This is a genomic window from Pigmentiphaga daeguensis, from assembly GCF_039523035.1.
Classification (GTDB): domain Bacteria; phylum Pseudomonadota; class Gammaproteobacteria; order Burkholderiales; family Burkholderiaceae_B; genus Pigmentiphaga; species Pigmentiphaga daeguensis.
This window is the reverse complement of record NZ_BAAAEN010000016.1, coordinates 1-24569: the sequence shown is the minus strand read 5'-3', so window position 1 is coordinate 24569 and position 24569 is coordinate 1. Positions and strand designations below refer to the sequence as shown.

28 protein-coding genes and 1 tRNA gene are annotated in these 24569 nt (G+C 67.6%); 18 read left to right on the top strand and 11 right to left on the bottom strand.

The features are described from left to right. Window positions 1-15 precede the first annotated feature (15 nt). The gene (locus ABD104_RS18955; RefSeq protein ID WP_087838597.1) at window positions 16-840 is read left to right on the top strand and encodes a Nif3-like dinuclear metal center hexameric protein; all 825 of its coding nucleotides are present in this window, start codon (window positions 16-18) and stop codon (window positions 838-840) included. 263 nt (window positions 841-1103) lie between these two features. Here the strand turns inward: ABD104_RS18955 and mscL are convergent, their stop codons facing one another. Continuing rightward, window positions 1104-1544, bottom strand: coding sequence for a large conductance mechanosensitive channel protein MscL (gene mscL / locus ABD104_RS18950; RefSeq protein ID WP_087838596.1), 441 nt, complete (start codon window positions 1542-1544; stop codon window positions 1104-1106). 216 nt (window positions 1545-1760) lie between these two features. On the opposite strand from mscL, the gene petA reads away from it, so the two are divergent. From petA to ABD104_RS18885, 13 genes are all read left to right on the top strand, one after another. Continuing rightward, window positions 1761-2369 carry a ubiquinol-cytochrome c reductase iron-sulfur subunit gene (gene petA / locus ABD104_RS18945; protein WP_087838595.1) on the top strand — a complete coding sequence of 203 codons (609 nt, stop codon included), beginning with the start codon at window positions 1761-1763 and terminating at the stop codon, window positions 2367-2369. 128 nt (window positions 2370-2497) lie between these two features. Then, the gene (locus tag ABD104_RS18940; RefSeq protein WP_087838594.1) at window positions 2498-3883 is read left to right on the top strand and encodes a cytochrome b; all 1386 of its coding nucleotides are present in this window, start codon (window positions 2498-2500) and stop codon (window positions 3881-3883) included. Between the two features lie 51 nt (window positions 3884-3934). Next, window positions 3935-4777, top strand: coding sequence for a cytochrome c1 (locus tag ABD104_RS18935; protein WP_176400721.1), 843 nt, complete (start codon window positions 3935-3937; stop codon window positions 4775-4777). Between the two features lie 84 nt (window positions 4778-4861). Further along, window positions 4862-5473 (top strand): glutathione S-transferase N-terminal domain-containing protein, encoded by a 612-nt coding sequence (locus tag ABD104_RS18930; protein WP_087838592.1) that lies wholly within the window; start codon window positions 4862-4864, stop codon window positions 5471-5473. Between the two features lie 94 nt (window positions 5474-5567). After that, window positions 5568-6095 carry a ClpXP protease specificity-enhancing factor gene (locus tag ABD104_RS18925; RefSeq protein ID WP_343928031.1) on the top strand — a complete coding sequence of 176 codons (528 nt, stop codon included), beginning with the start codon at window positions 5568-5570 and terminating at the stop codon, window positions 6093-6095. Between the two features lie 138 nt (window positions 6096-6233). Continuing rightward, window positions 6234-7151: a TauD/TfdA dioxygenase family protein gene (locus ABD104_RS18920; protein ID WP_165963339.1), complete on the top strand. Its 918-nt coding sequence runs from the start codon at window positions 6234-6236 to the stop codon at window positions 7149-7151. Between the two features lie 5 nt (window positions 7152-7156). Continuing rightward, window positions 7157-8191, top strand: coding sequence for an ABC transporter substrate-binding protein (locus tag ABD104_RS18915; RefSeq protein WP_343928030.1), 1035 nt, complete (start codon window positions 7157-7159; stop codon window positions 8189-8191). Further along, window positions 8184-9008, top strand: a complete 825-nt coding sequence (locus tag ABD104_RS18910) for an ABC transporter permease (protein ID WP_343928029.1) — start codon at window positions 8184-8186, stop codon at window positions 9006-9008. The genes ABD104_RS18915 and ABD104_RS18910 overlap by 8 nt, the downstream gene beginning before the upstream one ends. Then, complete coding sequence (locus ABD104_RS18905) at window positions 9001-9789, top strand: ABC transporter ATP-binding protein (protein ID WP_165963340.1); 789 nt, start codon at window positions 9001-9003, stop codon at window positions 9787-9789. Before ABD104_RS18910 ends, ABD104_RS18905 begins: the two co-directional genes overlap by 8 nt. Next, window positions 9789-11207 (top strand): MFS transporter, encoded by a 1419-nt coding sequence (locus ABD104_RS18900; protein ID WP_087838586.1) that lies wholly within the window; start codon window positions 9789-9791, stop codon window positions 11205-11207. Before ABD104_RS18905 ends, ABD104_RS18900 begins: the two co-directional genes overlap by 1 nt. Before the next feature lie 19 nt (window positions 11208-11226). Then, window positions 11227-12042 (top strand): sulfurtransferase, encoded by an 816-nt coding sequence (locus tag ABD104_RS18895; protein WP_132980600.1) that lies wholly within the window; start codon window positions 11227-11229, stop codon window positions 12040-12042. Between the two features lie 33 nt (window positions 12043-12075). Further along, window positions 12076-12151, top strand: a tRNA-Thr gene (locus ABD104_RS18890). A 210-nt stretch (window positions 12152-12361) separates the two neighbouring features. Beyond that, window positions 12362-12568, top strand: a complete 207-nt coding sequence (locus ABD104_RS18885; RefSeq protein WP_087838584.1) for a cold-shock protein — start codon at window positions 12362-12364, stop codon at window positions 12566-12568. Between the two features lie 72 nt (window positions 12569-12640). Here ABD104_RS18885 and infA read toward each other — a convergent pair whose 3' ends face one another. Beyond that, window positions 12641-12901 carry a translation initiation factor IF-1 gene (gene infA, locus ABD104_RS18880; RefSeq protein WP_132980601.1) on the bottom strand — a complete coding sequence of 87 codons (261 nt, stop codon included), beginning with the start codon at window positions 12899-12901 and terminating at the stop codon, window positions 12641-12643. A gap of 205 nt (window positions 12902-13106) precedes the next feature. Here infA and ABD104_RS18875 point away from each other — a divergent pair, with 205 nt between their 5' ends. Continuing rightward, window positions 13107-14345: an MFS transporter gene (locus ABD104_RS18875; protein WP_132980602.1), complete on the top strand. Its 1239-nt coding sequence runs from the start codon at window positions 13107-13109 to the stop codon at window positions 14343-14345. A 24-nt stretch (window positions 14346-14369) separates the two neighbouring features. Here the strand turns inward: ABD104_RS18875 and ABD104_RS18870 are convergent, their stop codons facing one another. The 7 genes from ABD104_RS18870 to ABD104_RS18840 all read right to left on the bottom strand — a co-directional run bounded on the left by ABD104_RS18870 (window position 14370) and on the right by ABD104_RS18840 (window position 19552). Beyond that, window positions 14370-14792 (bottom strand): hypothetical protein, encoded by a 423-nt coding sequence (locus ABD104_RS18870; RefSeq protein WP_087838581.1) that lies wholly within the window; start codon window positions 14790-14792, stop codon window positions 14370-14372. A gap of 105 nt (window positions 14793-14897) precedes the next feature. Then, window positions 14898-15236 (bottom strand): hypothetical protein, encoded by a 339-nt coding sequence (locus tag ABD104_RS18865; RefSeq protein ID WP_087838580.1) that lies wholly within the window; start codon window positions 15234-15236, stop codon window positions 14898-14900. A 67-nt stretch (window positions 15237-15303) separates the two neighbouring features. Beyond that, window positions 15304-16275: a Bug family tripartite tricarboxylate transporter substrate binding protein gene (locus ABD104_RS18860; protein WP_343928028.1), complete on the bottom strand. Its 972-nt coding sequence runs from the start codon at window positions 16273-16275 to the stop codon at window positions 15304-15306. A 41-nt stretch (window positions 16276-16316) separates the two neighbouring features. Further along, on the bottom strand, window positions 16317-17264 hold the full coding sequence (locus tag ABD104_RS18855) for an SMP-30/gluconolactonase/LRE family protein (RefSeq protein WP_343928027.1): 948 nt from the start codon (window positions 17262-17264) through the stop codon (window positions 16317-16319). Then, on the bottom strand, window positions 17248-18048 hold the full coding sequence (locus tag ABD104_RS18850; RefSeq protein WP_087838577.1) for an SDR family NAD(P)-dependent oxidoreductase: 801 nt from the start codon (window positions 18046-18048) through the stop codon (window positions 17248-17250). The genes ABD104_RS18855 and ABD104_RS18850 overlap by 17 nt, the downstream gene beginning before the upstream one ends. A 37-nt stretch (window positions 18049-18085) precedes the next feature. Beyond that, on the bottom strand, window positions 18086-18637 hold the full coding sequence (locus ABD104_RS18845; RefSeq protein ID WP_343928026.1) for a carboxymuconolactone decarboxylase family protein: 552 nt from the start codon (window positions 18635-18637) through the stop codon (window positions 18086-18088). 45 nt (window positions 18638-18682) lie between these two features. Continuing rightward, the gene (locus ABD104_RS18840; RefSeq protein WP_087838575.1) at window positions 18683-19552 is read right to left on the bottom strand and encodes an amidohydrolase family protein; all 870 of its coding nucleotides are present in this window, start codon (window positions 19550-19552) and stop codon (window positions 18683-18685) included. A gap of 107 nt (window positions 19553-19659) precedes the next feature. On the opposite strand from ABD104_RS18840, the gene ABD104_RS18835 reads away from it, so the two are divergent. Further along, a complete protein-coding gene (locus tag ABD104_RS18835; RefSeq protein ID WP_087838574.1) occupies window positions 19660-20559 on the top strand; it encodes a LysR family transcriptional regulator in 900 nt (299 codons plus the stop codon). A 9-nt stretch (window positions 20560-20568) separates the two neighbouring features. Here ABD104_RS18835 and hmpA read toward each other — a convergent pair whose 3' ends face one another. Further along, on the bottom strand, window positions 20569-21747 hold the full coding sequence (gene hmpA, locus ABD104_RS18830; protein ID WP_087838573.1) for an NO-inducible flavohemoprotein: 1179 nt from the start codon (window positions 21745-21747) through the stop codon (window positions 20569-20571). Window positions 21748-21910: 163 nt separating this feature from the next. Here hmpA and norR point away from each other — a divergent pair, with 163 nt between their 5' ends. Both norR and ABD104_RS18820 read left to right on the top strand, forming a co-directional pair. Beyond that, window positions 21911-23491, top strand: a complete 1581-nt coding sequence (gene norR, locus ABD104_RS18825) for a nitric oxide reductase transcriptional regulator NorR (protein ID WP_343928025.1) — start codon at window positions 21911-21913, stop codon at window positions 23489-23491. 38 nt (window positions 23492-23529) lie between these two features. Then, entirely contained in the window at window positions 23530-23721 is a 192-nt protein-coding gene (locus ABD104_RS18820) for a LysR family transcriptional regulator (RefSeq protein WP_176400714.1), read from the top strand. 118 nt (window positions 23722-23839) lie between these two features. Here the strand turns inward: ABD104_RS18820 and ABD104_RS18815 are convergent, their stop codons facing one another. Then, entirely contained in the window at window positions 23840-24463 is a 624-nt protein-coding gene (locus ABD104_RS18815; protein WP_343928053.1) for a GntR family transcriptional regulator, read from the bottom strand. Window positions 24464-24569 lie beyond the last annotated feature (106 nt).

Below are 24569 nucleotides of genomic sequence, written 5' to 3'. Positions count from 1 at the left end.
CTTAGGAGATTGACAATGATCGCAGGCGAGCGGGCCTCAGCGCAAACCCATGCACCAGCGGGGGGCGCGGGCGGCGTCAGCGCCGAGGAACTCGCGTCCTGGCTGGCCGCCGAACTGCAGGTCGCCCGCTTCCGCGACTACTGTCCGAACGGATTGCAGGTCGAGGGACGGCCCGTGGTCCGGCATATTATCGCCGCCGTCACCGCATCCGAGGCCGCCATTCGGCATGCCATCGCCGCCGGGGCGGACGGCCTGCTGGTCCACCACGGCTGGTTCTGGAAGAACGAGGACCCCCGCGTGCGGGGCACCCGCCGCACCCGCCTGTCGCTGGTCCTGGGCCATGACCTGAACCTGTTCGCCTACCACCTGCCCCTGGATGCCCACCCCCGGTGGGGCAACAACGCACAACTGGCCGAGGTGCTGGGCCTGGCCCCCCACTTCGTGGAGGGCGTGCCCCAGACCGCCGGCCATGACGGCCTGATCTGGCTGGGCCAGGCCCCCGGCCTGGCCACGGTGGGCGACCTGGCGGCCCGCATCGCGCAGCGCCTGCAGCGCGAACCCATGCTGATCGGCGACCCCTCCCGTCCCGCGGGCCGCATCGCCTGGTGCACCGGCGCGGCCCAGGGCATGCTCCAGGACGCCATCGACGCCGGCGCCCAGACCTACATCACCGGCGAGATCTCCGAACCCACCGTCCACCTCGCCCGCGAAACCGGCACCGCCTTCCTGGCCGCCGGCCACCACGCCACCGAACGCTACGGCGTCCAGGCCCTGGGCCGCGCCATCGCCGACCGCTTCGGCATCCGGGTGGATTTCATCGACATCGACAACCCGGTCTGAGGGGGGGGGAAGCCCACCCCCTACCCGCTTACGCGGGCCCCCTCAAGGGGGCGATGCGGGTGGACCGGCGGAGCCGGATCCACCGCATCCTGGGTCTAGTGGGACCCTCGTGGGTCGTAGCACCGTTGCTATTGCCAGCTGCCAGCGGTAGCAACCGTGCTTCTATCCAAGATAGTTTCCCTAGACCCAGGAAACCGCGGATCTGGCTCCGCCAGTCCGCCGGTTTCGCCCCCTGGGGGGCGCCCGCAGGGCGTAGGGGGGGGCTACCTCTTCAGCAGATCGCGGATTTCGCGCAGCAGTTCGACGTCTTCCGGTGTCGGCGCGGGCGCCGGCGGCGGGGCTTCCTTGGTGAAGCGGGCCTGGGCGCGGTTCATGGCCTTGACCATCCAGAAGATGACGAAGGCCAGCAGCACGAAGTTGATCAGAATAGTCAGGAAATTGCCCCACCCGAGCAGGGTGGCGCCGGCCTTGCTGAGGGCGTCGTAGGTCTGCGGGCCGGTGTAGTCGGCCGGCGCCCGGAGTACGATGAACTTGTTGCTGAAATCGACGTTGCCGCCCAGGATGACGTTGACGATCGGCATGACGATGTCTTTGACCAGGGAGTCGACGATCTTGCCGAACGCCGCGCCGATGATCACACCGACCGCGAGGTCGACGACGTTGCCGCGCATCGCGAAATCGCGGAACTCCTTCATGATGCTCATGGACCACCTCCCGTTTGTTGTTGCGCGAGAGTATCTCTCATTTTTCTGCGTGGCGGTGAGCTCGGCCGTAACAGTGCGATGGCGAATGTGCTACGAAGTCTGTCGGGCCCTGTAGGCATTGCGTTATACTCGAAGGTTACTATAAGGCGCCGGTCCGCCAAGAGCGCCAATCTGCTTTCAAGTGCTAAGAGAAGAAGTAATCTTGAGGGTCAATCAATGAGTCAGGACAAAGTGGTAGACGCCGACCGCCGTTTCTGGGTCGGCACCACCTGTGCTGTCGGGGGAGTCGCGGCCGTAGGAGTGGCCGTTCCTTTCGTCAGCACGTTCGCCCCGTCCGAACGGGCGAAGGCGGCGGGTGCTCCGGTGGAAGTCGAAATTGGAGACATGCAGCCCGGTGAAATGCGCACCGTCGAGTGGCGCGGCAAGCCGGTCTGGATCATCCGCCGGACGCCCGAGCAGCTTGCCACGCTGAAGGAAGTCGACGCCCAGCTCGCCGACCCCAACTCCGAGCGCAACCCGAACGAAATCACGCCCGAGTACGCGCGCAACGAGTACCGCTCGATCAAGCCCGAGTACCTCGTCGCCGTCGGCATCTGCCCGCACCTCGGGTGCTCGCCCACCGCCCGGTTCGCCACCGGGCCCCAGCCCAACCTGCCGGCCGATTGGCACGGCGGCTTCCTGTGCCCCTGCCATGGGTCGACCTTCGACATGGCCGGACGGGTGTACAAGAACAAGCCGTCGCCCGACAACCTGACGATTCCTCCCTACGAGTTCGTGTCCGATACCAAGATCGTGGTCGGTGTCGACAAGAACAACAAGGCCTGAGCGTCAGTCATTCGCAGCGGGGGAGGCGATAACCGCGTCCTCCTGTCAAACGTAGCCATAGAAACACGTCGGCGTTGCGGCACCAAGCAGCGCAGCGCCGAACCCGCCGAGCAAAAGGAGCAGCAGCCATGGCTGGCGAGAAGAATGTCGAGACCACTGGCCTTCTGGGCTGGATCGACGCCCGCTTTCCGCTCACCTCGACCTGGAAAGCGCACCTGTCCGAGTACTACGCACCGAAGAACTTCAATTTCTGGTATTTCTTCGGCTCGCTGGCGCTCCTGGTGCTGGTCATCCAGATCGTGACCGGGATTTTCCTGGTCATGCACTACAAGCCCGACGCCGAACGCGCGTTCCAGTCGGTCGAATACATCATGCGGGAAGTGCCGTGGGGCTGGCTCGTCCGGTACATGCACTCCACCGGCGCCTCGATGTTCTTCGTCGTGGTGTACCTGCACATGCTGCGCGGGCTGTTCTACGGCTCGTACCGCAAGCCGCGCGAGCTGGTCTGGATCTTCGGCGTGGCGATCTTCCTGTGCCTGATGGCCGAGGCCTTCATGGGCTACCTGCTGCCCTGGGGCCAGATGTCCTACTGGGGCGCCCAGGTGATCGTGAACCTGTTCTCGGCCATCCCGTTCGTCGGTCCTGACCTGGCGATCCTGATCCGCGGCGACTACGTCGTCTCCGACGCGACCCTGAACCGCTTCTTCTCGTTCCACGTCATCGCCGTGCCCCTGGTGCTGCTGGGCCTGGTCGTGGCGCACGTCATCGCGCTGCACGAAGTCGGCTCCAACAACCCCGACGGCGTCGAGATCAAGGCCAAGAAGGACGCCAACGGCGTTCCGCTCGACGGCATCCCGTTCCATCCCTACTACTCCGTGCACGACCTGTTCGGTGTGGCGATCTTCCTGATGATCTTCAGCGCGATCGTCTTCTTCGCGCCGGAGATGGGCGGCTACTTCCTCGAGTACAACAACTTCATCCCGGCCGATCCGCTCAAGACCCCGCCGCACATCGCGCCGGTCTGGTACTTCACGCCGTTCTACTCGATGCTGCGTGCCTGCACCGACGACTTCACCTGGGTGCTGGCGTTCGCCGCGGTCGCGGCGGCGGTGTGGTTCCTGCTCAAGAGCCGCGTCAGCGGCGTCGCCAAGATCGCCATCGTCGTGGTGCTGCTGGCCATCGCCGTCCTGCTGCGCGTCTGGGACGCCAAGTTCTGGGGCGTGCTGACGATGGGCGGCGCGGTGGTCATCCTGTTCTTCCTGCCCTGGCTCGATCATTCGCCCGTGAAGTCCATCCGCTACCGTCCCGGTTGGCACAAGTGGATCTACGGCATCTTCATCGTCAACTTCCTGGTGCTGGGCTACCTGGGCACGCAGCCGCCCAACGACGTCTTCAACCTCATCTCGCAGATCGGCACGGTCCTCTACCTCGGCTTCTTCCTGTTGATGCCGTTCTGGAGCCGGCTCGGCACGTTCAAGCCTGTGCCCGAACGTGTCACTTTCTCCGCCCACTGAGGATGTTCACCGGGCCGGCGGCGGTTGCGCCGGCCCGACAGACTAACGGATATCACGATGAAGAAGCTGCTCGGTCTACTGATTCTGATGCTTGCCTGCACTGGGGTGCAGGCAGCCGAAGGCGGGTATCACCTCGAGAAGGCGCCCTCGCGCCTGAACGACCTGCCGGCCCTGCAAAACGGGGCCAAACTGTTCGTCAACTATTGCCTGAACTGTCATGCCGCCTCGTCGATGCGGTACAATCGGCTCAAGGACATCGGCCTGACCGACGAACAGATCAAGGACAACCTCCTGTTCACGGACGGCAAAGTCGGCGACATGATGACCGTTGCCATGAGCGCCAAAGAGGCGAAGGAATGGTTCGGCGCCGCGCCTCCCGACCTGTCGGTCATTGCCCGGGCGAAATCCGTCAACGCGGGACCGTCGGGCGCCGATTACCTCTACACCTACCTGCGTACGTTCTACCGCGACGATACCCGGCCCACGGGCTGGAACAACCTGGTCTTTCCCAACGTGGGCATGCCTCATGTCCTGTGGGAACGCCAGGGTCCGCGCGAACTCACCACCGTCGCCATGCACCGGGGCGAAGGCGAGCACGGCTGGGAGCGTGTCACGACGACCTACGACGTGAATGGCGCTGCCACCGTCAAGCATGAGCCGGTTGCCGACTACCATGGCCACGAAACGATGGAAACGCGTTTCACGGCCAAGGATGCGGCCCGGGTGCAAGCGTACGACAACGACGTGGCCGATCTGGTCGCGTTCATGTCGTGGATGGCCGAGCCCGTGCAGCAGCATCGCGTGCGGCTGGGGGTGTGGGTGCTGATTTTCCTGGCTTTCTTCACGGTCATCACCTGGCGCCTGAACGCCGTGTACTGGAAGGACGTCAAGTAGTTCTCGAACTACCTGTCCGGGGCCAGCATCCTCTTGGATGGCTGGCCCTTTAACGTTTTTACATACCCTCTCGGAGGCCCCGCCATGATGGTGCTTTACTCCGGAACCACGTGTCCGTTTTCCCAACGCTGCCGTTTCGTGTTGTTCGAAAAGGGCATGGATTTCGAAATCCGCGACGTCGACCTCTACAACAAGCCCGAGGACATCGCCGTCATGAACCCGTACGGCCAGGTGCCCATCCTGGTCGAGCGCGATCTGGTGCTGTACGAGTCGAACATCATCAACGAGTACATCGACGAGCGCTTCCCGCATCCGCAGCTGATGCCCGCCGATCCGGTGATGCGCGCTCGCGCGCGGCTGTTCCTGTTCAACTTCGAGAAAGAACTGTTCGTGCACGTCGGCACGCTGGAAGCCCGGGAAAGCCGCGCCGACGAGAAGGCGCTCGAACAGGCGCGCCAGCAGATCCGCGACCGGCTTTCGCAGCTCGCGCCGATCTTCCTGAAAAACAAGTTTATGCTTGGCGAAGAGTTCTCGATGCTGGACGTGGCGATCGCGCCGCTGCTCTGGCGCCTGGACCACTATGGCATCGAGCTGCCGAAGAACGCCGCCCCCCTGCAGAAGTATGCCGAGCGCATCTTCTCGCGGCCGGCGTACATCGAGGCGCTGACGCCGTCCGAAAAGGTCATGCGCCGCTGATGCGCAGCGCACGGATCATCCGCCGGCCCCGCGCGGCGGCCCTTGCTGTCCGGGCCGTGCGCGAGCCGCGGCATGCCGCGCGAGGGATGCAACCATGAGCGAAATCTCCACCAAGCCTTACCTGATCCGCGCGCTGCACGAGTGGTGCACCGACAACGGCTACACGCCGCACCTGGCGGTGACCGTCGACGAGCGGGTAGTGGTGCCCCGCGAGCACGTCAAGAACGGCGAGATCGTCCTGAACGTCGGCAGGCTGGCCACCCACAAGCTGCAACTGGGCAACGAGTTCATCGAGTTCCAGGCGCGCTTTGGCGGCGTGGCGCGCCAGATTTCCGTCCCGGTGGATGCGGTCACGGCCATCTACGCCCGCGAGACCGGACATGGCATGGCCTTCGAGGCGGGACCGCCCGCAGGCACGGGCGCCGCGCCCGACAGTCCGGTCGTCGACGACGCCGCTGCCGCCGAGCCCCAGGAGAACGTGTCGGGCAGCCGTCCGCAACTGTCCGCCGTACCGGCGGGCGAGACGCCTCCGGCCTCGTCCGACGAAGGGCCGGACGATACGGATCCCGCGCCCTCGGGCGGCCCCGATCGTGGCCGGCCGAAGCTGACCGTCATCAAGTAAGTCCTCTCCGAGCCGGCGGGGCAACTGCCCCGCCCGCGCTCTCCCGCTTTCACGCGACGCATAACGAAACTCGGAAACATTCGTTAGCGGCCGCGGCGGCCGTCGTTATTCTGGCTCTCTTTCGCGAGACGAATGACGATGAACGCATTGCTCAAACCGCTGCATCGGCCCGCGGACACCGAGCTGCACCAACCCCGCATCCTCGCCCCCGAGCTGTATCGCTACGACGAGGCGCGCCTGGGCGAAATCCGCATCCAGCCGTATTCCCCCATCGTGGGGGGACTGGTCCAGGGGTTCCGCTTCCAGCCCGAGGTCCGGACACCGGACGAAGTCCAGGCCTTCCTTTACCGCGCCCTGCTGGAGTACGGCTTCCTGTCGTTCGAGCCGGGATCGGTCGCGGCCGGCGACTTCGAGCCGTTCGCCGCCTTGTTCGGCTCGCCCCGGTTCGCCGGCAACCCCCAGGCGCCGCGCGTGGGCGGCGAGGCCAACGCCATCGATTCGGCGCGCAAGAAGACGCGCACCAACTATATCTGGCACATCGACCAGGCCTATCGCGAGCGTCCGCAGAAGTTCACGGCCCTGTACGCCGTGCAGGCGCCCCGGCACGGCGGCGGGACGCTGTTCTCGAACGCCACGGCGGCCTACCAACTGCTCGATCCACGCTTCGCGGCCTATCTGGACACGTTGACCATCCTGCACAACGCCGACCAGATGGGGCTGGTGTCCATGTCCTACGGCGATCCGGAGCGGCTGGCCCAGGCGCGGCTCGACACGCCACCGCTGGAGGTGCCGCTGGTGCGGGTGCATCCGGAAACCGGCGCGCGCCAGCTTTTCGCCTGCGAACTCTATGCGCAGCGGGTGCTGGGCGTGCCTCGGCTGGTCAGCGACCATCTGCTGGGCATCGTGTTCGAGTTCATCAAGTCGCCCGAAGTCTGCACCGAGTACCGCTGGGAGACCGGCGCCGCGCTGATCTGGGATAACCGTATCGTCCAGCATCGGGGCATCTTCAACTACGCGGGACAAGACCGCGTGCTGCATCGCGCGGTGCTGGACTGATAGTCATGAAAAACCTGAAAGAGCTGTTCCGCAAGGTCGGCACCGCGCTGGCCGTGGGGCTGGCGGTGAACGCCACGGTATCCTTCGCCCAGGCGGCCGAGCCGCTGCCCAGGCTGGCGGTCACGGTGTTCTCGCCGCCTTCGCAAAGCATATGGATACCGGTGCTGATCCAGAAGCTGGGGCTGGACCGCAAGCACGGGTTCGAACTGACCGTCACGCCCAAGCCTTCCAACGTGGCCTATACCGATTTCGCCACGGGCCGGGATCCAGTCTGCTTCTGCGCCGCGATCGCCGCGGTCAGCCGCTTCAAGCAGCAGGGCGCCGATTTCACGTTGCTGTGGAACATCTTCAATTTCGAGTCGGACATCGTCATCCGCGATCCCGCGATCACGGACATCAAGCAGCTCCAGGGCAAGGTGGTGCAGACCGACACCATCACGGGAAGCTGGGCGCTGTCGAAGTGGTTCCTGCAGGCCCGGGGCGTGGACCTGGGCAAGGTCACGATCAAGTCCTCGAGCGCGCGCGGCGCCGCGGGACTGGCCGAGCTGCAACTGGGGCGCATCGACGCCCTGCTGGTCAATCCCACCGAGGGCGCCGCCGCGGTCGCGCAGGGCAAGGGGGCGTTGCATGCGCTGCCGGTGTTCGACAAGGCCGTCTGGCAGAAGGCCTCGGGCACGGATTTCGTGCCGTCCATCACGCTGGGCGTGGCGTCGCCGTGGATCGCCCAGGCGCCCAACCAGGCGCTGATCCGCAAGTTCTACGCGGCCAACCGCGAAGCGGCGGCGTTCATCCGGCAAAAGCCGGCCGAGGCCGCCCGTCTGGTGTCCAAGGAGGCGCAGGTCGAGGTGGACGCATTGCAAGGCGTGCTGGAACGTTATCGCGACCTGACCCGCATCGAGCCCCTGCGCCGCCACATCAAGACCGTGGCGCTGCTGACCCAGAAGCTGTTGCCCGAGGGCGGCCAGTTGCCGCGCCCGCTGACCGACGCGGAACTCGATTCGCTGGTGTCCGCCTTCGACGTGGAAGGAAGGAATGAGTAGCCTGGCGGACCCTCGCGTAGCGGCACGCAGGCGCGGCGCGCGGCCGGCCGCCTGGCCGGCCGTGCCGTGGGAAGCCGCGCTGGCCATTGCCTTGATGCTGGGGGCGTGGGAATGGGCGTCGCATCATTCGACTCCCATGTTCTTCCCCTCGCTGGCACAGATAGCGGCCACCGGCGGCGATCTGCTGGCCTCGCCCGAAGGCTGGTCCGCCATCGCCATCACCTACGGACGCATCTGGGCGTACCTGCTGGCATCGTTCCTGGTGTCGTCCCTGCTGGGCGCGGCCGTGGCCGGCAACGTCCACGTCGAGCGCTTCCTGGTGCCGCTGGTCGAGCTCAAGCAGGGCATTCCGTCCCTGTGCTGGGTCATCTTCGCCATCCTCTGGTTCCGCGATGCCGAGGCGCGCATCGCCTTCGTGGTAGTCACCTCGGCGCTGCCCGCGTTCTTCTACCAGGCCCGCGACGCCCTGCGCGGCATCCCGCGCGACTGGGTGGACCTCGTGCAATCCATGCGGCCCACGCCTTGGCAGCGGGCGCGCATCCTGTGGTGGCCGGCGGTCCTGCCGTCGCTGCTGACGGTGTGGCGAATCAACATCGGCAATGCCACCCGCGTCACCATCATGGCCGAGCTGCTGGGCGGCATCACCGGCATCGGCCACCAGTTGCGCGTGTCGCAGGAGATGTTCCGCATGGACCAGACCATCGTCTGGACGGCCGTGCTGGTGGCCTTCGTCATCCTGAGCAATCAGGTGCTGAGCGGCCTCGAACGCCGCTTCCTGTCGTATCGCGGCCATGACGGAGTACGCAGCCATGCCTGACGCCATTGCATTCACCCAGGTCGAGAAGCGGTTCGGCAAGGGCCGCGCGCCGGCCATCGCCGACCTGAGTTTTTCCGTGTCCGCCGGCGAACACGTCTGCATCGTCGGCCGCACCGGCTGTGGCAAATCGACGGCGGTCAACCTGATCCTGGGCCTGGCGGAAGCTTCGGCCGGCCGGGTGCGAGTGCTGGGCGTCGATCCCCTGCGCGACTTCAACCGCCTGCGCGGCCGGATAGGCTGCGTCTTCCAGACCGATCGCCTGCTGCCTTGGCGCTCGGCGCTCGACAACGTGCTGGTGCCGCTGGAGATCCTGCGCGCCCGCTCGTCCGGCACCGAGGCGCAGGCCGTCGAACTGCTGCACAAGGTCGGCCTGGCTGGCCACGAACAGGCCTATCCCCAGCAACTGTCGGGCGGCATGCGCCAGCGGGTGGCGCTGGCGCGGGCGCTGATCACCCAGCCCGAGGTCATGATCGCCGACGAGGCCTTCGGCGCGCTGGACGAGGTGACCGCCGCCGCGTTGCGCGGCGACTTCCAGCGCATCGCGAAGGCGCGTGGCCAGACCGTCCTGCAGATCACGCATTCGCTGGACGAGGCGTTGTCCATGGCCGACCGCGTGCTGGTCTTCGACCGGCCCGGGCGGGTGGTGGGCGAGTTCCCGCGCGCGCAATGGGAAACGCCGGCCCAGCGGCAGGTGGTCCGGCAGGCGCTGCGGACACTGATCGCCGGCGAGGCGGAAATTGAAGCGGATGCCGGCACGGCCGGTGTGCGCCGGGCGGCCTGATGCCTCCAGCAGCCACCGCGGCGGCCGCGCCGCCCGAGCGCCTGTCGCCGCAGACCCGGCGCACCGCATGGATCGTCTCGTCCATTTTCTTCGTCGAACAGCTCGACGCGACCAGCGTGGCCTCGGCGCTGCCCGCGATGGCGGCGGACCTGAACTCGGACACGGTCACGCTCAGCGCCACCATTACCGCCTACCTGCTGGGGCTGACCATCCTGATTCCGCTGAGCGGCAGGCTGGCAGAACGTCACGGCGACAAGCGGGTGTTCGCCGGCGCGATCTGGCTGTTCCTGGCCAGCTCCATCGCCTGCGGCTTCGCGCCCAACGCCCTCGTCCTGATCGTGCTGCGCTTCGTGCAGGGCATGGCGGGCGCCCTGATGGCGCCGGTGGGCCGGCTGATCGTGCTGCGCACCGCCGCCAAGCACGAACTGGTCGAGGCGATGGCGCTGGTGATCCTGCTGGCCATGATCGCGCCGATGGTCGGCCCGTTCCTGGGCGGCCTCCTGACGACCTATGTGGGATGGCGCTGGATCTTCTGGATCAACGTGCCGCTGTGCCTGGGCGCGCTATGGCTGGTCCGGCGCTTCCTGCCCGCCACCGAAGGCCGGGGCCAGGGCGCTTTCGACCTGCGCGGCACGCTGCTGAGCGGCATCGGCTTCGCCTGCCTGATGTGGGGACTGATGGCGCTGGCTGAGGCCCGGGTCCGGACCGGGCCGGCCGTGGCGGCGCTGGCGGCCGGCGCACTGCTGGTGGCAGCCTATGTGCGGCATGCGCGGCGCACGGCCGAACCCGTGCTGGCCTTGGATCTGCTGACATTGCGCAGCTTTCGTGACGCGATGGCGGGCGGTTCGGTGTTTCGCATCGCCGTGGGTGGCGTGCCCTTCCTGCTGCCCGTGACCTTGCAGCAGCGCGACGGCTACAGCCCGCTCGAGGCGGGGCTGTTCGTGCTGGTCCCGGCCGTGGGAGGCTTCGCGATGAAGTTCTTCAGCGGCAAGATCCTGCGCCGGACCGGATACCGCAAGGGGTTGTTCCTGCATGGCGCGCTGGCGGCCGGCTGCCTGGCGGCGGCGGGATGGGTGCCGCCGCGCGAGGCCATGGTCGTGTACGCGGCCACGCTGTTCGGCTTTGGCTGGGCGCGCTCGTTGCAGATGAACGCCTACGGCACGCTGGCCTATGCCGACGTGGCGCGGCCCCGGCTGGCCGCCGCCACCAGCTTCTTCCTGGCCATCCAGAACCTGACCGTGGCCATGGGCGTGGCCGCGGCCGCGCTGCTGCTCCAGGGCGGGGCCGCGGCCGGCACGGGCGATGCCGCCTATTCCTGGGTCTACCTCGTCCTGGGCGCCGTCGCCCTGGCCAGTGCGGCCATGACGCTCGCGATGCCGCCGTCGGCCGGCCGGGACCTTCTGCAAGCCAAACGCTGATCCTTCACAAGGAATCCCCATGAGCACCGTTCTTCCCGCTTCCGATACGCTTTCCCCCTTCATCTCCGCTGAAACCCTGGCGGCGGCCCTGGCCTCGGGAAACGTGGCCGTGGTCTACGTCGCCCCCGATGCGGGCCCGCCGCCGGCCGAGCCGGTGCCGGGTTCCATCGAGACCGCGCTGCCGACGCACTACGCCGAGCCTGGCGATCCCGCCCGCGGCCGCCTGCCGCTGCCCGCGCCCGAAGCGGTCCGTCGCTGGACGGCCGAGGCCGGCCTGGACCCGGACGGCGACATCGTCGTCTATGACGCCGCCAATGGCTCGGCTGCCGCGCGCGCATGGTGGGTGCTGACCTGGGCCGGCCTGCCTCGCGTCCGCATCCTGGATGGCGGCCTGGGGGCATGGGCCGCCCGAGGCGCAGGCGCGGCGCCGCTTGCCGCGCCGGCTGCCGCGCCTGAACTGCCTTCCATCGATACGGACGTCATCGCCGCGGATCTCCCGGCATATCGCCTGTTCGATGCACGTACCGCGGCGGCCTATGCCGGCGACGGCAGGCAGCCGTCCCACTTGCCGGGCGCGGTCAGCAGTCCCGCCGGCATCTGGCAGGATGCGAACGGCCGCCTGCTGCCTTTCGCCCAGCGCGAGGCCCTGGCGCGCAAGCTCGGCCTGTTCGACGACGACGAGCGGCCGGTGGTGGCCTATTGCGGATCGGGCGTGGCGGCCGCGTACTGGATCGCCGCCGTGCAGGATCTGGGAGTGAAGGCGGCGCTGTACGCGGGCTCGTGGAGCGCCTGGTCCAGCGACCCGGCGCGTGTCGCGGCGGCCGCCCCGGCGTGACGGACATCGATTTCCATTACAATCCCGCCTTCTGCCGGTGTAGCTCAGTTGGTAGAGCAGCTCACTTGTAATGAGAAGGTCGAGGGTTCGATTCCTTTCACCGGCACCAGTGCCTTGTCATTTCCCCGGATAGGACAGCGTCCTGACAAGGCCGATTTGACATCTCGCGCTATCCGGTCCATAGTCCGCCAGCCACGACCTTCAAGAGTCGTAATCCAGTTCAGTCAAAGTCCACGATAGCGGTCTTCGTCGTTCCAATTTCTTCCTTGAGTGTCGTGAGTTGACGGGAAATCCGTTTTTTTATCACCAAGGAAATGACATGGAACAAACAGGCATCGTCAAGTGGTTCAACTCCGAGAAGGGCTTCGGTTTCATCGTGCCGGACGCGGGCGGCAAGGATCTGTTCGCGCACTTTTCGGAAATCCAGGGCAGCGGCCACCGCTCCCTGGAAGAGAACCAGCGCGTGAGCTTCATCGCCGGCCAGGGCGCCAAGGGCCCGGCGGCGACCAAGATCAAGGTGCTTTGAGCTTGCGCAAGCAGGCTGGCTGAAAGCCGACAGCTCCCCAGGGAGCTGTTTTCATTTGGACGGCCGCGGCCGTCATTTTTTCCGGGGATTGGGGCCGGGGTTGGCAGGGCGGCCCGCGATATGGCGGAACGTGATGCGGCCCTTGGTCATGTCGTAGGGGGACATCTCGAGCGTGACGTCGTCGCCCGCGAGTACGCGGATGTTGAATTTACGCATCTTTCCGCCGGAATACGCGGTGATTTCGAAGCCGTTTTCCAGCGTGACCCGGAACCGTGAGTCAGGCAGGACCTCGCTGACCACGCCACGCATTTCGATCAAATCTTCCTTGGGCAAACTGCTCGCTCCTAAATGGGTCTGGCGAAAAAGCCCGTGACCCGGGTGGGCCATGTTGCACTGTTTGCCGCAATTGGGCAACCGCCGCGATCCGGGCAGACCGCCGGGATCCCTGGCGGTATCATTAAGGGCAAACCCCGGATCACCGGGCGGGACGCCGCATTTCCCCCTTGGCATCCCCGACAAGCGCGACGCAAGAGACTCGATGACACGCACCGCACCGGCCTGGCTGATGCCAGTAGTGGCCATTTGCATTCTGCAGACCATTTCGTCGTTCCTGACCCGCCTCATTCCCATCATCGCGCCGGCCATGTCCGCGGAGTTCGGCTGGAGCGGCAGTTCCATCGGTTATCTGACCGCCAGCAACTCGATGGGCGGACTGGCCATCCTGCTCGCGGGCTCCGCGCTGCTCAAGCAGGTCGGCGGCATGCGCACCCTGCAACTGACGTTGTCGCTGGGGGCGGTTTGCCTGGCGTTCCTGCTGTATCCCAGCCTGGGCGTGGCGCTGGCCGCGTGCTTTGCCATGGGCCTGAGCAATGGCGCCGCCAACCCGGCCGGCAGCGAGGTCCTGCAAAGATTCTCCCCGCCGGGCAAGCGCAACCTGATGTTCTCGATCAAGCAGGCCGGCGTGCCGCTGGGCGGCGTGATGGCGGGGCTGCTCGTGCCTGCCGTGGTGGCGCTGGCGGGCTGGCGCATCGCCCTGTTGGCCTGTGCGGTGGTCGTGTTGCTGCCCATTGTGCTGACCTGGCGGCTGAGCGCGGGGCTGGACGAGGTCCCCGAGCGGACGGGGCGCGCCTTTCCGATGCCGACGTGGCGGTCGCTGCGTACCCTGGGCGTGCCCCTGGCATCGCTGATGCACAACCGCGGCCTGCTGAAGATCTCCGTCGTGGGCAGCCTGTTCGCCGTGTCCCAGAGCTGCTGGTTCACGTTCACCGTGGTCTATCTGGTCGATGGGCTGGGTTATTCCCTGGGGCGGGCCGGCATGGTGTTCGCGGTGATGCAGGCGGGGGGCGTGGTCGGCCGTATCGCGCTGGGCTGGCTGTCCGACTATCTGCGGTCGGCCACCGCGGTGCTGTCGATCGCGGCCGTGCTGTCGGCGGTGACCACGGTGCTGCTGGGGCTCACCAGTCCGGCCTGGCCGCTGTGGGCGGCCATCGTGCTGGCCTTCGTCGCGGGATGCTCGGCCGCGAGCTGGAACGGCGTGCAGATCGCGGAAGTGGCGCGCCGCTCGCCGCCGCACATGATTTCGGAAACCGCCGCGGGGTCCAGCATCCTGGTCAACCTGACCAACATGGTGGCGCCCACGCTGTTCGCGATATTCGTCTCGGCCGGCGGGGGCTACGGCCTTGCCTTCATCTGCGCCGGGGCGTGTTCGCTGCTGGTGCTGGTCTGCCTGCCGCGCGAGCGGAGCGAGGTCGGCGCACAGGAACGCCCCGCACGCTAAGGGCCGTCCACGCGGCCACCGCGGTCAGCCCGCGGCATCCAGCCTGGCTCGCCGGGCTCGTGGCCGGGGCGCGACGCCCAGGCGCGGGTCGCGTTCCCGTGCGAGTTCCGCCAGCCTGGCCGCGACGGTTTCGAACTCCGCGTGGTCCTGCGGCAGGTACAGCCACTTGCCCAGCACCGCGTGGGGACGCAGCGCGGGCTCGTCGTCGATCAGCGCGGCGTGGCGGTCCTTGGACGTGCAGACCAGCAGGCCGCTCCAGGGATCGCCGCGGTCCGCCACCACGAGGCACAGCAGGTCGTCCAGGTAGGCGGCGATGCAGCCGAACATGCGCTTGCTGGAATAGCCCGCGTCCCGTTCCAGCGGCTCGAAGATCCACAGCAGCGAGTTGCGCGGCGCGGCGGCCTGGCGGCGGGGCGGCGCGAAAGGGAGGGAGCGGTCCTTGGGCATGAATGGGCTAGCTCGTCAGCAATGCCGGCAGCCTTCCCGCCGCCGTCTGTCCAGGATACAGGGTTTGCAGCGTGCGTCCCGGGCCCGCCATGTCGCGCGCCGGCATCAGTCCCGCTGCCGTTCGCACACCGCCTGCGCATCGGCATAGGGAACGACGGCTTCGGGGGTGGCCATCATGGTCGAGCCGCCCGCCGCATGCCACCGCCGGACGGTTTGCCCTTCCTGGTAGGCCACGGCATAGACCCGTCCCTGGCACAGGTCGTCCAGGCGCCGGTCGAGGCGGGCGCGCAGTTCGGCGGGGGATTCCCCGGGCTGGCCGACGACCCGGACGGCGCGCGCGTCCGGGCCCAGTTCCGTTTCGATCGCCTGCGGTTCGGCGGCGGCCGCGCCGGCGGCCAGGCAGCCGGCCCAGGCCAGCATGCGCCATGTCGTCCGTATCTCCATCCCACGTCTCCTTGTGCGGGTGCGGAGCAACGATACGTGGGCGCCGGTCCGCCGGCAAGCGGCGGGCTTACTCGTCGGCCTTGATCCCTTCCGCGCGGATCAGGTCACCCCACTTCTTGGCATCCTTGCTGCCCAGTTCGTCGAATTCCCTGGGCGTGGTGGGCGACAGTTCGACGCCGCTCGACTCGGCGTAGGCCTTCAGCTCGGGCGAAGCCAGGACCTTGCGGACCGCGGCGTTCAATTCGGCCACCTTGTCGGCCGGCGTGCCCTTGGGCGCATACAGGCCGTACCAGTTGTTGGCGTAGACGTTGGGCACGCCCAGTTCGTCGAAGGTGGGGACGTCGGGAAGCAGGGGCGAGCGCTTGGGCGCGGCGATGGCGAGCGCCTTGGCCTTGCCCGCCTTGATGTTCGACATCAGGCCGGAGATGTCGCCGATGAAGCCGTCGACCTGTCCCCCTATGGTGTCGGTAATGGCGGGCGCGGCGCCCTTGTAGGGCACGTGCAGGATGTTGGCCTTGGTCGACAGCTTCAACTGCACGATGGCCATGTGCGGCATGCTGCCCACGCCGGAGGAGGCCATCGTGACGCCCTTCTGCGTCTTGGCGCGCGCGACGAAATCCTTGGCGGTCTTGCTGGGATGGTTGGGGCCGACGATCAGCACTTCGGGCGTGGAAACCAGCAGCGAAACCGGCGCGAAATCCTTGGCAGGATCGTAGATCAGCTTGGGGTACAGGGCGGGGTTGATCGAGATCGCGCCCACCGAACTCAGGAACAGCGTCTGGCCGTCGGGCCGCGCGCGGGCCACCTGGCTGGCGGCGATGGCGCCGTTGCCGCCCGGCTTGTTCTCGATGACGACGGTCTGCTTGAGCTCTTTCTCGAGCTGGGTGGCGACGACGCGCGCCAGCGAGTCGGCGGGGCCCCCGGGCGGGAAGGCGACGACGATGCTGGTGACGGACTGGGCCTGCGCGCCGAAGGCGGCCAGGCCGAGAAGCGCCGCGGCAAGCGGCGCGAGAGCTTGGAAACGGATCGGATTGAACATGGTGTTCTCCTTTATCGTTTTTGAAGTCCGGGCGCGGGCGTTCAGCCGCCGGAGGCGCCCTGGGTGTTGACGAACAACGAGTAGATCGACGTGCTGGAAGCCATGAACAGGCGGTTGCGATGCTTGCCGCCAAAACAGAGATTCGCGCAGCGCTCGGGCAGGGCGATGCGGCCCAGGAGTGCCCCCCGCGGCGAGTAGACGCGGACCCCGTCGAGCTCGGGCGTGCCCATGCCCCAGCCGCACCAGAGGTTGCCTTCCACGTCCACGCGAAAGCCGTCGGGCGTGCCGTCGGCGGCGTCGAACAGCACGCGTTGCGGCCCCAGCCGGCGGCCGTCGTCCGAGACGTCGAACACCAGGATGTTGCGGGGCCGGGCACGCGATTCGATCACGTACAGCTGTTTCTCATCCGGCGAGAAGGCCAGGCCGTTCGGTCCGTTGACCGTGTCGCAGACCATATCGACCGCGCCGCTGTGCGGGTCGATGCGATAGATGGCCGCGGGGATTTCCTGCTCGGCCTTTTCGCCCTGGTAGTAGCCGACGATGCCGAAAGGCGGATCGGTGAACCAGATCGAGCCGTCGGATTTCACGACGACGTCGTTGGGCGAGTTCAGCCGCTTGCCCTGGTAGCGGTCGGCCAGCACGGTGATGCGGCCGTCGTGTTCGGTGCGGGTCACGCGCCGCCCCTGGTGCTCGCAGGTGACCAGCCGTCCCTGGCGGTCGCGCGTGTTGCCGTTCGCGTGGCCGGACACCGGCCGCCACACGTGCGTCTGGCCCGTGATCTCGTCCCAGCGCATGATGCGATCGTTGGGCACGTCGCTCCACAGCAGGTAGCGGGCGTCGCCGAACCACACCGGCCCTTCGGCCCAGCGGCATCCCGTGGCCAGGCGTTCGACGGCCGCCAGCGGCAGCACCAGTTTCTCGAAGCGCGGATCCAGCGCGATGACGGCCGGATCGGGATAGCGCACGGGGGCGTCAGTCGCAGCGCGCACTCATGCCTCCGTCGACCACGATTTCGGTGGCGGTGATGAAGCGGGCTTCGCTGGAAGCCAGGAACAGCGCGGCGTTGGCGGTGTCCAGGCCATCGCCCATGAAGGGCAGCGGGATGCGCGACTGCCGTTGCGCCAGCAGTTTTTCCACGTCGCCTCCCGCGCGTTGCCCGGCCAGCCGGACCTCCACCATCGGCGTATGCATCTGGCCCGGAATGACGGTGTTGCAGCGGATGTTCTTCTTCGCGTACTCCAGCGCCACGACGCGCGACAGCTGGATGACGCCTGCCTTGGCGCTGGCGTAGCCGACCTGGGCCGAGCCTGTCCAGCGCGTGCCGGAAGTCGATGCGATGTTGACGATGGCGCCGCCGCCTTGTTCCACCATCAGCGGCAGCACGTGGCGGCAACCCAGGTAGACGCTTTTCAGGTTGAAGTCGATCTGCGCGTCCCATGCCGCTTCGTCCAGGTCCACGGGGCCGCCCTTGCGCGAGCCGCCCACGTTATTGACCAGGATGTCCACGCCGCCCCAGGTGTCGACGCAGGCGCGGACCATGTCGCGCACCTCGTCCGACGAGGTGACGTCGCAGCGCCAGATGGCGATCTCGCCGCCGATCTCGCGCACGCGGGCCACGGTTTCCTCCATGGCGGCGGGGTCGCGGTCCACCGCGAACACGCGCGCGCCTTCCTGCGCGAAACGGTAGGCGATGGCGCGGCCGTTGCCCCAGCCGGGGCCGACGCTGCCCGCGCCGGTGACGATCGCTATCTTGCCTTGCAGGCGGCCAGTCATGGTGTGTCTCTCGTATCTGATGATGGTTGGAAATGAATCAGCGCCCGAACTCGACGGTGCTGCCGTCGGGCGTGGGAATCTCGAAGACGCTCAGCGTCATCGAGATCAGCGTGTAGTAGCCGGCCATGCCGACCAGGTCCACGACACCGTCCTGGCCCAGCACTTCGACGGCTTCCTGGTAGAGCGCGTCCGGGACCTGCCGCGTTTCCACCAGCTCGCGCACGAAACGGTAGACGACCGATTCGTCGCGCTGGGTGAACACGGGCATGGTTCCCGCGCGGATCTGCTCGGCCACGTCGGCGTCCAGGCCCGCCTTCAGCGCGATGGGGTGGTGCGCCCACCATTCGAAGGGGGCCCGCCACAGCGCGGCCATGGTCAGGATGGCCAGTTCGGACAGGCGCGGGGGCAGGCTGGAGTCGTAGCGGCAATACTGGCCCAGGGCCTGGGCGTGCTCGGCCAGGCCGGGGCGGTGCAGCCAGATCGCCAGCGGGCCGCGCACCTTGCCGCGCGGGCCCGACGCGATGGCGTCGTAGACGCGGCGCTGGTGTTCGGACATCTGTTCGACGTCGGGGGGATTCAGTCTAGGCATGGTCAGGTCTCCTGGTGTCCTGGTCGAAGTGGAACACGCGCCGTGTCATTGCGCGAACCGGAACAACTCGTGAGGGTTGTCCGCCAGGATGCGTCGGCGCGTGGCGGCATCGGGGCACAGCCGCAGGAAGGTGTTCAGCAGTTCGCCATCGTCGGGCATGTCGCCGCGCACGTTCGGATGGGGCCAGTCCGTGCCCCACAGCAGGCGCTCGGGCATGGCTTCCAGCAGCGCCGACACCAGCGGCTCGGCGTCCTGGAACGGCCGCTTGCCGCTGCTGGACGTGCGGTCCAGCCCGGAAATCTTCACCCAGGCGCGAGGGTGGTCGCGCAGCGCGAGCAAGGCGCGGAAGGCCGCCCCCTGCGTGCCTTCGGCGGCGGCCACGCGGCCCATGTGGTCGATCACGAACGGAACGGGCAAGGTTCTCAGCCTGGGCAGCAGGCCTTCGAGCGAGGCCTGGTCCGAATGGATGCAGACATGCCAGCCGAAGGGCGCGATGCGCGGCACGACCTGCGCCAGTTCGTCCCAGCCGGCGTTGGCCAGGTGGGCCACGAAATTGAAGCGCACGCCGCGCACCCCGCGCCGGTCGAGTTCGGCGATGCGCGCCTCGTCGGCTTGCGGATCCAGCAGCGCCACGGCCCGGTATTGGCCCGCGCCGCGATCCAGCGCGTCGAGCGTGACCGACAGGTCGTAGCCGTGGCAGCCCGGATGCACGATGACGCCACGCTCGAATCCCAGCCGCCGATGCAGGTCGCGCAGCCGTTCGAAGGGCGCGTCGGGCGGCGTGTAGGGGCGGTCGTCCGCGTAGGGGAAGACGTCGGCGGGACCGAAGACGTGGAAGTGGGTGTCGCAGGCGTGCTTCGGCAGGGACTCGGCGGCAGGCGTGATCTCGGCCAGGGGAGGAGCGCAGTCGGGCATGGCGGGATAGCGGTGAACGTCAGCCCCGCATCATGCGCAAGCCCTCGGAGCCGAGCAATGCGCCCAGCCTGACTTCTGATATAGGAAAAACGTATACCATTGCGTCCATGGACCTTCGGCAAATCCGCTACTTCATCGTCGTCTGCGAAATGCGCAGCCTTTCCCGCGCGGGCGAGGTGCTGGGCGTCTCGCAGCCCTCGCTCAGCCGGCAGATCCAGTTGCTCGAAGCCGAACTGCGCCATCATCTGCTGGCGCGCACCGGCCGGGGCGTCGAACCCACCGAGGCCGGCCTGCGGTTCCTGGAGCACGCCAAGACGCTCGATGCCATGGCCCAGCACGCGCGCCAGGACATGCGCGCCTTTCGCGCCGCCGCCCAGGACAAGGTGCGGCTGGGCATGCCGCATCGCGTGGCGCGCCGCATGGCGCCACACATCGTGCAGTCGTTCCGCCGCCTGCACCCCGACGCCGCGCTGACGCTGGCCGAGGGCCTGAGTTCCGAGATGAACGAATGGCTGGTCAAGGGCAGGGTGGACCTGGCGCTGCTGTACGATCCGCCGTCCTCGTCCCTGCTGCGGTTCGAGTCCATCTACCGCGAGGATCTGGTGCTGGCCTATGGCAAGGCCTGCCGACCGGTGCCCCCGCCGCGCGTGCGCGCGCGCGACCTGGGCCGCTATCCGCTGGTGCTGCCCAGCGCGCCCAACACCATCCGTGCGCTGGTGGACCGCACCTGCCGCGAATTGAACGTGACGCTGGACGTCGTGGCCGAGGTGGACGTGGTGCACACCATCCTCGAGACCATGGCCGAGGAAGGCATGTTCACCATCATCCCGCGCTCGGCGCTGAGCGACATGGCGGGCCAGGACTTCCTGGCCTTCTCGTCCATCGTCGAGCCGGTCATCATGAACAACCTGACCCTGGCCACGCCCGCCAGCGGCCCGCTGCCTCCGCTGGCGGAGGCGACCGCGCAGATCATCCGCGGGCTGGAGATGAAGCGCTTCTTTGCGTAGCGGCGCGCTTTACGCCATCGCCTCCGGCCCGAAGAACTCGTAGCGTGTCTGCGCTTCCGGCACGCCCAACTCCTTCAGGTAGCGCCGCACGTTGCGCATGAAGGGCTTGGGGCCCAGGAAGTAGACGTCGACGTCGCGGTCCTGCGGCAGCCATTGCGCCAGTTGCTCCTTGGTCAGCAGGCCGACCGCATCGGGGCGCTGCGCCGTCTCGCCGGCCTCGTCGTAGCAATAGAAGCGCTTGAGCTGCGGAAACTTGCCGGCCGCGGCGTCCACGTAGTCGCGGAAGGCGTGGACCGCCTGGTTGCGGGCGCAGTGGATGAAGTGGATGGCGCGCGAGCTGCCCAGGGCGGCCTGCAGCATGGCCAGGGTGGGCGTGATGCCGACGCCGCCGCTGATCAGCACCAGCGGCTTGTCGCTGGCCTGCAGCGTGAAGTTGCCCGAGGGCGGGAAGAGTTCCAGTGTGTCGCCTTCGCCGATCTTGTCGTGCAGATGGTTGGAAACCACGCCGTCGCCTTGGCGCTTGACGCTGATGCGGTACTCGCGGCCGTTGGGCGGCGCGGACAGCGAGTAGTTGCGGCGCACTTCCTCGCCGTCGACGACCAGCTTCAGGCCGATGTACTGGCCGGGCTGGAAGTCCAGCAGGGCGCCGCCATCGGCGGGCACCAGGTAGAACGAGGTGATCTCGGCGCTTTCCTGTTCCTTGCGGGCGACGCGGAAGGTGCGCGCGCCGCGCCAGCCGCCGGCTGCGTTCTCCTGCGTGGCGTAGCACTGTTCCTCGGCGCCGATCAGCAGCGTGGCCAGTTGCTGGTAGGCGGCACCCCAGGCCTCGATGACTTCGTCGGTGGCGACGTCGGGGCCGAGCACTTCGCGGATGGCGCGCAGCAGGCAGGTGCCGACGATGGGATAGTGTTCGGGCAGGATCTGCAGCCCGACGTGCTTGTTCACGATGCGGCCGACCAGCCCGCCCAGGGGCGTAAGGTCGTCGATGTGGCGCGCATAGGCCAGCACGCCGTTGGCCAGCGCGCGCGGCTGGTCGCCGCTGGCCTGGTGGGCCTGGTTGAACAGGGGCCGGACCTCCGGGTACTCGGCCAGCATCAGGCGGTAGAAATGGGTGGTCAGGGTTTCGCCGCCGGTTTCCAGCAGCGGGACAGTGGCCTTGATGATGGCTCGTTGTTGAGCGGACAGCATGGTATCTCCTGCAAGAGCGGCCGGCCGGAAAGGGGGCGGCCTTCGCTTCCCTCTTTCAAGATGCATGCCAGGCCGATTCTCGCGGCACTGCGCCATTTTTCGCGGGGGCGAGTCATATTGACCTATAATTTTCATGTGTCTTTATGACCTATTGTTAGTCAGAATGACTGCAAATGCCCTGCTGCATGCCCTTGTTCCATTGGTGGATGACCTGGCGCGCGACCTTGCCGAAGGGGAGCGTTACCGGCGTCTGCTGGAAGCCGTGCGCACCTTGGTTCCTTGCGATGCAGCAGCCCTGCTGCGGCTGGACGGCGAATGGCTGGTGCCGCTGGCGGTCGATGGCCTGAGCAGCGACACGCTGGGCCGCCGTTTCAAGGTGGACGAACATCCCCGTTTCCAGTTGCTGCTCCAGTCCGACGGCCCGACGCGCTTCCCGGCCGGCAGCCGCCTGCCCGATCCCTACGACGGACTGGTCGAAGGGATGGAAGGCGAGCAATTGGAAGTGCACGACTGCCTGGGCTGTGTGCTGCGGGTGGGCGAGCGCCCCTGGGGCCTGCTGACGCTGGACGCGCTGGAGGCCGGGCGTTTCTCGGCGCACGACCTGGACGCCTTGCAGGCGTTCGCCAGCCTGGCCGCCGCCACGGTCAGCGTGGCCGACCGGTTGCAGCAACTGGCCTCGCGCGCCAGCGACGAACACCAACGCGCGGAAATCTACCGCGCCGCGGCGGCGGAAGCCGCGCCGCGTCCGCTGCTCGGGCACAGCGCCGTCATCCGGCGCCTGCTGGACGAAGTCCGTGCGGTGGGCGCCAGCGACCTGACCGTGCTGGTGACGGGCGAGACCGGCGTCGGCAAGGAGTTGGTGGCGCAGGCGCTGCATGCGGCTTCGCCGCGCGCGGCCCGGCCGCTCGTCAGCATCAATTGCGCGGCGCTGCCCGAGGCCCTGGTGGAGAGCGAGCTGTTCGGCCACGTCAAGGGCGCGTTCTCGGGCGCGGTGGGCGACCGGCGCGGCAAGTTCGAACTCGCCGATGGCGGCACCCTGCTGCTGGACGAAGTGGGCGAGCTGCCGCTGCCGGTGCAGGCCAAGCTGCTGCGGGTGCTGCAAAGCGGCCAGTTGCAGCGCCTGGGCTCGGACCGCGAGCATCATGTGGACGTGCGGCTGATCGCGGCCACCAACCGGGACCTGGCCGAGGAGGTCCGCAAGGGACGCTTCCGCGCCGACCTCTACCACCGCCTGAGCGTCTACCCGCTGCGGGTGCCGCCCCTGCGCGAACGGGGCCGCGACGTGCTGCTGCTCAGCGGCGCTTTCCTGGACGAGAACCGCTCGCGCCTGGGACTGCGCAACCTGCGCCTGTCCGCCGAGGCGCAGGCGGCCCTGCTGGCCTACGACTGGCCGGGCAACGTCCGCGAACTGGAGCACCTGATCAGTCGCAGCGCGTTGAAGGCGCTGTCCCGGCAGGCCAAGCGCCCGGCCATCCTGACGCTGACAGTGGCGGACCTTGGGCTGGAGGAAAGGCATGCGGCGCAGCCCGCTCGCGCGCACGATGATCCGGCCGCCGCCGCCCGCGTGTCGGCGCAGCCGCTGAAGCAGGCGGTCGAGGACTACCAGCGCAGCCTGATCGCCGCCGCCCTGCGCCGCCATGGCGACAACTGGTCGGCGGCCGCGCGCGAGCTGGGCGTGGACCGGGCCAACCTGGCGCGCCTGGCTGCCAGGCTGGGTCTGCGGCCTGCGGCATCGGAGCCCTGACGGGGCCTGGGGCGCAAGCGGAAAAGGAGAGGAGTGCCGTGAGCAAGCGGCTGGCGGAGCTCGAGCGCGAGCATGGCGTGGCGTTGCTGCGGCGGACCGGCCGGGGCGTCGAGCCGACGGCGGCGGGCGAGGCGCTGTACCGCCATGCGACCTCGCTGCTGTCGGCCGCGCGTCAGTTGGAGCGGACCCTGGCGAGTCATGCGCAACATGTCGCGCCGGCCGGCCGATGAGAGTGTCATGACTGCCTCCTATGTGCTGTTCTAGTCAGGCCATCATAGGAAGCGGCCTCGCGGCCGGGTTGAAAATCAGGAACGGAAATGGTTCCCGGATTTCATGCCGGTACGGCGGTCAGTGATCCGAGGCGAAACGCTCGGCCAGGACCTCGGTCGTGCGCATCAGGTGCAGCTTGAGCAGCGCCACGGCCTTGGAGGCCTGTCCCGACAGCGCGGCCTTCATGATGGCCTCGTGCTCGCTGATCACGTCCTGCGCCAGTTGGCGCTGCGACAACGGATGGACCAGGCGGATGCGCCGATAGCGCTCGGAATGGTTGACCAGTTGCTCGTTGATCCGCAGCAGCCATTTGGACCTGGCCGCCGACAGCAGCGCCCGGTGGAATTCGCGGTGCGCGGCTTCCCAGTAGTCGGCGCCATCGTGTTCGGACGGACTGTTGGGCAAGGGCGCCTTCGAAAGCTTGTACCAGGCGGAGGTGACGGCGGCTCCCCAGTTGTCGTCGCCATGGGCGATGGCGTCCTCGAACAGCATGCTTTCGATGGCGATGCGCGCCGACATGAGGTCGTCCAGGTCCGCCCGCGACAGCGGCGCCACGCGGAAGCCGCGCTGGCCTTCGTTGTTGACCAGGCCTTCGCCCGACAGCTGCAGCAAGGCCTCGCGAATGGGACTCAGGCCCAGATCGTAGCGCTTCTGGAGATCGGCCAGCTTGAGCTTTTCTCCCGGAGCCAGCTCGCCGGAAATGATGTCGGTAGTCGTCCCTGAATAATCCCCGCAGCCCGCATAAACACTGGATATTAGGGCGATATCCGATGGTCGGAACTCCTAGTTTGTTGTCCAATGGAGGCTG